Raw genomic sequence first — 6,150 nt, 5'->3', positions numbered from 1 at the left:
ACTCCTTGTCGCCCCCCGTGAAACGGTCCACGCGGATGCACGGCTGCACCCAGACGGCGTCCACGTATTGCGTTCCGCGGTGGACCGCCTCGACGCGGAAGTCCACTTCCCCTTCGCCCGCGCGGATCTCGTGGTCGACCTCCACGCCTCCTTCCACGCGGCAGCGCAGGCGGAGCGAGGTTCCGTCCGGGGACGCGGACACCCGCTCCGTCCGATGAGGGATCACCGTCTCCCGCCAGTCGCGGTCGGTGGAGCCCGACCGGCAGTAGGCCTCGAGGTAAAGAATCGGCACCTCGCCGCCCGGAATGCCGGGGCCGCGGATCCGCAGGATGTTCTTCTCCCACGTCACCGCCAGCGGCGGGCGCCAGGGGTCGGGGGCGCTCCGGCAGCCGAGCGCCAGAAGGAGCGGCAGAACGGCCCTCACGAAAACACTACGGGCCGGAAGGCCCGGCGGACTCAGGGGGGCATCGCCCGAAACTCGCGGCGTGCGCGCCGCGTCCACCTCGCGCAGGAAGCGCCGGACGAGATCCTCCTGCTGGGCCGCGACCTTGGGGAGAACCTTCAGCGCGACCTTCTGGCCGGAAGGATCCTCGGCGAGGTAGACCGCGCCATGCCGCCTTCGCCGAGTTTTTTCAAGATGCGATACGGCCCGAGCCGCTTGGCCTCGTCGCGCTGGGCCTGGAGCTTCTCCTCGAGGTTTTCCAGCTGGGCGGCCGTGAGGAATCCCTGCTCGACGAGGGTCTGGCCCAGCGGCACGGGCGTGCCCTTCAACGCGCGCTTGGCTTGGGCCTGAAGGGCCGCCTTGAGCTGGGCGTCTTTGACGAGACCTACCTTGACGACGTGCTGCGCGAGGACCTCGTCAGAGGGCCGGTCGGCCGTGAACGATATCCTCCCGTTTGAGGAGTATTGCACCCCGCCGGATCCGCGTCACGCGAGGCGCGCCCCTTGAAGGACCGGCGGCAACGCGTTATCATCAAAGTATGAGCGATCTGGCGAGCCGAATCGTGGTGAACGCGGCGGTCATGGCAGGAAAGCCCGTGGTGCGGGGCACCCGGGTCACGGTTGAGCGGGTCCTGAGCCTCCTGGCTCAGGGGTTGCCGACCCCGGAGCTCTTGAAGGAGTATCCGCAGCTCGTCGAGGACGATATCCGGGCCTGCCTCGCCTATGGGGCCAGCCTGGCCGGGCACGAGGAGATCGTTCCGCTTCCCGAGAGCCGCTCCGCTTGAGGTTCCTCGTCGACGAGAACCTGGGCGTCGGCCTGGCCCTTCACCTCCGCTCCCTGGGTCACGATGCGGCCTCCGTCGCCGAGGTGGCCCGCGGCGCTTCGGACGAGGACGTGCTCGCGCTGGCGCTGAAGGAGGAGAGAATTCTCGTCACCGAGGACAAGGATTTCGGGCGCCTCGTCTTCGCGCGGAGCCTGCGCCATGCGGGCGTCATGCTCCTCAAGCTTCGTCACAGCCTTCCGACGCAGGTCCGTAAGGCCGTGGGGGAGGCCGTCGGCACGGTGGGGGAGCGGCTCAGAGGCCGCTTCGCCGTCGTCGGCGAAGGCGTGGTCCGACTCCGGTAAACGCCGAGGCGGGCGGAATGGCGAAGGCCCGCTTCATCGTCAAAGGGCCCGGAGGAGGGGTTCGTTTCCTAGCGCCGTCTCCGGCACGAAGCACCCGAACGGGACTCGTAGCCTCTCCGCTCGCGCCACCGGGAATCCGTGGACGCCCGGTCTCAGCGCACTTCACGAGAGTCTTGGGCACCAGCACCCGGAAGCCGTTGTTCGTGTTGCGGTTCGATGGTGGATTGTCGTTGCGGAACGCGGAACGGCAGTGGACCGCATTGTTGTTCCAGCTCCCGCCCCGCAGGCACCGGGCGTGGGGTCCCGTCCGTCGACGAGGCGAGACGCCCCCGCCCCGGCGATGAACGGCTCCATCCGCCCACCTGCCGCCCGATCTCTTCGATCCTCTCGGCCGCGTACGCGTACTGTTTCGGGCTCACGCACCGGAGGTCGCGGGCCAAGCGGTTCCAGAGCCGCAGCTTGTCCATGCAGTCCTGCGCCCGGATCAAGGCTTCGGCCCTCCCTTTCCCATACGCCGCGTCCTGAAGCACCGACAGGAGATCGAACAGGGTTGTCTGCACCCGGTCTCCCAGCGTGAAGCGATGCGTCTTCGGGAACGCCGCCGTCCGGTCCGCGTACCACCGCGTGAGATCGTACGCGTGCTGGAAAACGATGGGCTCTTGGGCTCCCCTCATCCCCATTTCTACGACTCGAGCGGGGGACTTCGCCCCCCGCTCGCCCCCCAAATACTCAAAGTACTAAGGGACAAAGCGTCACGACCGAGGGGAGGCTACTCCACGGCCACGCGGAAGCCGACGCCCGTGCTGCTGGACCCGGGCAGATCGTGGTGTCGGAAGGCCGAGCGCGCACACGCTGGAGGGATGTCCCAAGCGCCGCCGCGCAGGACCCGGCGATCCCCGCTCGTGGAGCCCAGAGGGTCCACCGCCTCCGAGGCCGCATACGGTTCCGCCCAGTCCTGACACCACTCCCACACGTTCCCATGCATATCGTACAGGCCCCACGCGTTCGGCTTCTTTCTGCCCACCGGATGCGTCTGCATCCCCGAGTTGTTGTCATACCAGCCATAGTCCCCCATCGCGCTTCCGTCGTCCCCGAACGACCACGTCGTCCTCGTCCCCGCGCGGCACGCGTACTCCCACTCCGCCTCCGTCGGAAGCCTCACCGTTCGGCCTGTCCTCTTCGTCGCCCAGTCGCAGAACGCCCTGGCGTCGTTCCAGCTCACGCACACCACCGGATGGTCGTCCGTTTGCGTGAACGTCGCCGGCGTCCGCCAGTTGTTTCCCGCGATCTCCTGCCAGTGCGCTTCGGCGGTTCGGCCCCACGCCTTCCCCTCCTTCTCCGCATCCGTTTTGTAACCCGTCGCCTTGACGAATGCGGCGAATTGCCCTCGTGTCACCTCGTACTTTCCGAGATGGTATGCCCGCGTGATCGTCACCTTGTGCTCCGGCCGCTCGTCGGCCTGCCAGTCGTGGCCGGGTGCCAGCGTTCCACCCATGGTGAAGGTGCCTGGGCGGAGGTACACCAGCTCCATTCGTACGCCGCCTCCCAAATCGAGGTACTGGCGGCTCTTGGGGGCCGCACTCGCGCCGAGCGAATCGAGGTCCCTCTGGGCGGCGACCTTCTTGAGCCCCGTCAGTCCCGGGATCGCCCGTTCCAGCCATTCCCTGGCCCGTTCCCGCGCCGCGGCCTTGTAGGTCGGCGTCTCCTTCTCCGCCTGCGTCTTCCACGCCCGCCCCAGCGCCGCCTGCTCCTCGGCGTCCGCTGGATTCGCCAGCTCCCGTTCCGCCAGCGCCTTGAGCGCCGCGTCCGAGCCTTTCGCCATCATCGGCAGCCCCCGCGCCCACTCCCCCTTCACGAGACAGACGAACTTCCCGACCGCCGCGTTCGCCACCGCATCGTCGGGCTTCGTCTCGAGCGTCTGGACGTGGCTCTTGAGACCGTCCGCCAGGCGCTTGAGGTTCGCCAGTTCCCTGGCGCGCTCTTTGGCGACCTCCTGGAGCTCTTTGTCGGTCGAGGCCCGCGCCAGCGCTTCCGCCCGGGCCGCCAGCTTCACCGCCGCCTCGTAGTTGTCCGCCTCCAGGGCTTTCTCGGCCTCGTCGAGCGCCGCCTCCGCCCACTCCGCCGCCTCCGCCCCCTTCGGCGTCGCCTTCGTGAAGAGATCGATCTTTTCGACTGTCGCGTCCACGTCGAACGCCGCCGCCAAGGCGTCGATCGCCTCGAGCGCCGTCCGGACGTCCAGCCCCGAGGCCGCCAGCGCCCTCGCCAGCCGCAGAAGCACGTAGAGCTCCGCCTCCTTCGCCCCGGACGTGGACGCGGTCGCCAGCAGCGTCCGCGCCACTTCCGCCTTCTCCTTGGCCGTCTTGGCCTTGTCGAGGGCGAACGTCTCCCGGGCTTTGGCGTCCGCCTCCCGCTGCCGGGCGGGGTCGGGTACCGCCGGGCGCCTGGGCTTGCCCTCCGAAGCGGCAATCCCCGCGGGCGCGGAGGGGGGCGTCGGCGGAGGCTTCAAGATGGGTGGCACGGAGGCAGGCTCGGGCGGTTTCGCCACGGGCGGAGGCGGCGCCGGTTCGGGGGGCTTGGGGACCTCCGGTTTGGGCGCCTCGGCGACCGCGGGTTCCGCCGGCTTGCTCCGCGCAGGCTCCGTCTCCTTGAGCCGGCGGGCGACCGTCCCGCCGCGCGCGGTGTCGCCGTATTCCCTGGCGAATTCCTGGAAGCGTCGGCGGATTTCATCCTCGGCGAACCGGCCCTGGGCCGCCTCGATCTCCGCGTATTTCCGCTCCGCCTCCTCTTCCCGACGCTCTTGAGGCGTCCGGGTTCGCGGGAGAGGCTCGGGCTCGCGCGGCCTGGGAACCTCGGCGCGCGGCTCGTTGGCCGCCGTCCGCGCGGGCTCCGGAAGTTTCGATCGGGTCCCTCCCGCGGCGACCGCCAGCACGATGACGAGGACGACCGCCGCTCCCAAGCCGCCCGCGACCCACGGCGTCGCGTGTCGCTTCGATTTCGTCGTCGCCCGGTAGGTGCCGGGCCGCTGTCCGCGCCGCTGGGCGCGGAACCGTTCGCGGGCCTCCCGCGCCATGGGCAAGGCCACGGCCGACCGCTCCGCCTCGAGCGCCCGGCTGCCGGGGTTCCGGCCCTCCAGCACGCGCTCCAGGTCCGCGATGAGCTCCGCGCAGTCCCGGTACCGATCTTCCGGCTTCTTGGCCATCATGTTGCGGATGATGTGCACCACCCCCTCGGGAATGCCGTCCCGGATGTCCCGGGGATCGGGAATCTGCTTATGGAGGTGATGGCCGATGATCTCGATCGCGGTCGTCCCGTGGAAGGGCGTCTCGCCCGTGACGAGGTGGTAATAGGTCGCCCCCAGCGAGTAGATGTCCGCCCGGCCGTCGATGCCCTTGTCGCCCTGCGCCTGCTCGGGGGCGATGTAGTGGGGCGTGCCGAGCAACACCCCCGTCACGGTGCGGAAGGTCTGGGCTTCTTCGATGTTTTTCGAAAGCCCCATGTCCAGGATCTTGGCCACCCCCTCCTTCGTCACGATGATGTTGTCCGGCTTGATGTCCCGGTGGATGAATCCCCGGCCGTGGGCGTACTTGAGGCCGTGGGCGATCTGGAGGACGAGCCGGGTGGCTTCGTCGGGAGGGACGAACTCCGTGCGCTTCAGGCGCGAGCCGAGCGTCTCCCCCTCCACGTATTCCATGACGTAGTAGTGGAATCCCTTGTCCTGGCCCGCCTCGCCCGCGCGCACGATGTTCGGATGCTCCAGCTTCCGGGCCGCGTCCACCTCGCGCAGGAAGCGCCGGACGAGATCCTCCCGCTGGGCCGCGACCTTGGGGAGAACCTTCAGCGCGACCTTCTGGCCGGAAGGATCCTCGGCGAGGTAGACCGCGCCCATGCCGCCTTCGCCGAGTTTCTTCAAGATGCGGTAGGGTCCGAGCCGCTTGGCCTCGTCGCGCTGCTCGCCGAGCTGACGCTCGATCTTCTCCCGTTGGACGGGCGTGAGAACGCCCTGCTGGACGAGGATCTCCCCGAGCGGGAGGATCCGACCCAGGGCGGCGCTTTCCGCCTGCGCCTGCATCGCCGTGCGGAGCTCGGCGTCGGTGACGATCCCCGCCTTGCGCAGGTGCTGAGCCAGGAGCTCATCCGGCGGCCGGTCGGCCATGAGGGCGCTCTCCCCGGTCCTTCCAAAGCGCACGGCGCCGGACCGCCGTCGGATTCGCCGGTTTCGGCGGCCCGAAATTCCCCGTTGTTCCGCGAAAAGTATAGCCTACGGACGCAACGGCGGACGCCAACTTTGCGAAGGATCGGGGGAGAGGGTCGGGCCTGGAATACCGCCGCCGGGAAGGCCCGGCCTTCGGCCGCGCTCCCAGCTCTGCGTCAGGACCGATTCAAGCCCGCGGAACATGGGACCGGTCGGGGACGACGGGCGTCATCGCGCCCCGTCCGGAAAATCCCGGCGGTAGCGCGCCAGAAGACGGTCCGGGTCGTTCTCCATGAGGTAGACCTTCCCGCGCGCGCGCTTGGTCTCTCCGGGCCGAAGCCCGCCCAGCCGGAAGTCCGAATGGATGCAGGCGACGACGCCCTGGAAAAGC

The 6,150-nt window shown here is 69.1% G+C and carries 6 protein-coding genes; 2 read left to right on the top strand and 4 right to left on the bottom strand.

Going from position 1 to position 6,150, the window contains the following annotated elements:
• Both VNO22_03265 and VNO22_03260 read right to left on the bottom strand, forming a co-directional pair.
• The coding region (locus tag VNO22_03265; GenBank protein HXG60372.1) for a hypothetical protein at positions 1 to 424 on the bottom strand (424 nt) is incomplete at its 3' end.
• Positions 425 to 561: 137 nt separating this feature from the next.
• The gene (locus tag VNO22_03260; protein ID HXG60371.1) at positions 562 to 912 is read right to left on the bottom strand and encodes a hypothetical protein; all 351 of its coding nucleotides are present in this window, start codon (positions 910 to 912) and stop codon (positions 562 to 564) included.
• Between the two features lie 68 nt (positions 913 to 980).
• Between VNO22_03260 and VNO22_03255 the strand changes: the two genes are divergently transcribed.
• Together VNO22_03255 and VNO22_03250 are read left to right on the top strand one after the other, a co-directional pair.
• On the top strand, positions 981 to 1,226 hold the full coding sequence (locus VNO22_03255) for a DUF433 domain-containing protein (protein HXG60370.1): 246 nt from the start codon (positions 981 to 983) through the stop codon (positions 1,224 to 1,226).
• The gene (locus VNO22_03250) at positions 1,223 to 1,567 is read left to right on the top strand and encodes a DUF5615 family PIN-like protein (GenBank protein ID HXG60369.1); all 345 of its coding nucleotides are present in this window, start codon (positions 1,223 to 1,225) and stop codon (positions 1,565 to 1,567) included. Before VNO22_03255 ends, VNO22_03250 begins: the two co-directional genes overlap by 4 nt.
• A gap of 152 nt (positions 1,568 to 1,719) precedes the next feature.
• On the opposite strand, the gene avd is transcribed toward VNO22_03250, so the two are convergent.
• Both avd and VNO22_03240 read right to left on the bottom strand, forming a co-directional pair.
• Positions 1,720 to 2,241: a diversity-generating retroelement protein Avd gene (gene avd, locus VNO22_03245; protein ID HXG60368.1), complete on the bottom strand. Its 522-nt coding sequence runs from the start codon at positions 2,239 to 2,241 to the stop codon at positions 1,720 to 1,722.
• 95 nt (positions 2,242 to 2,336) lie between these two features.
• A complete protein-coding gene (locus VNO22_03240; protein HXG60367.1) occupies positions 2,337 to 5,720 on the bottom strand; it encodes a bifunctional serine/threonine-protein kinase/formylglycine-generating enzyme family protein in 3,384 nt (1,127 codons plus the stop codon).
• Between the last annotated feature and the right edge of the window lie 430 nt (positions 5,721 to 6,150).

Source organism: Planctomycetota bacterium (genome assembly GCA_035574235.1).
GTDB lineage: Bacteria > Planctomycetota > MHYJ01 > MHYJ01 > JACPRB01 > DATLZA01.
The sequence above is the reverse complement of the archived record's forward strand: the minus strand, read 5'-3'. Positions and strand labels throughout refer to the sequence as shown.

Bases quoted from the DNA above. Each gene is read 5' to 3' on its own strand.
- VNO22_03255 (HXG60370.1), top strand. From the start codon at position 981: ATGAGCGATCTGGCGAGCCGAATCGTGGTGAACGCGGCGGTCATGGCA.
- avd (HXG60368.1), bottom strand. From the start codon at position 2,241: ATGAGGGGAGCCCAAGAGCCCATCGTTTTCCAGCACGCGTACGATCTC.
- VNO22_03240 (HXG60367.1), bottom strand. From the start codon at position 5,720: ATGGCCGACCGGCCGCCGGATGAGCTCCTGGCTCAGCACCTGCGCAAG.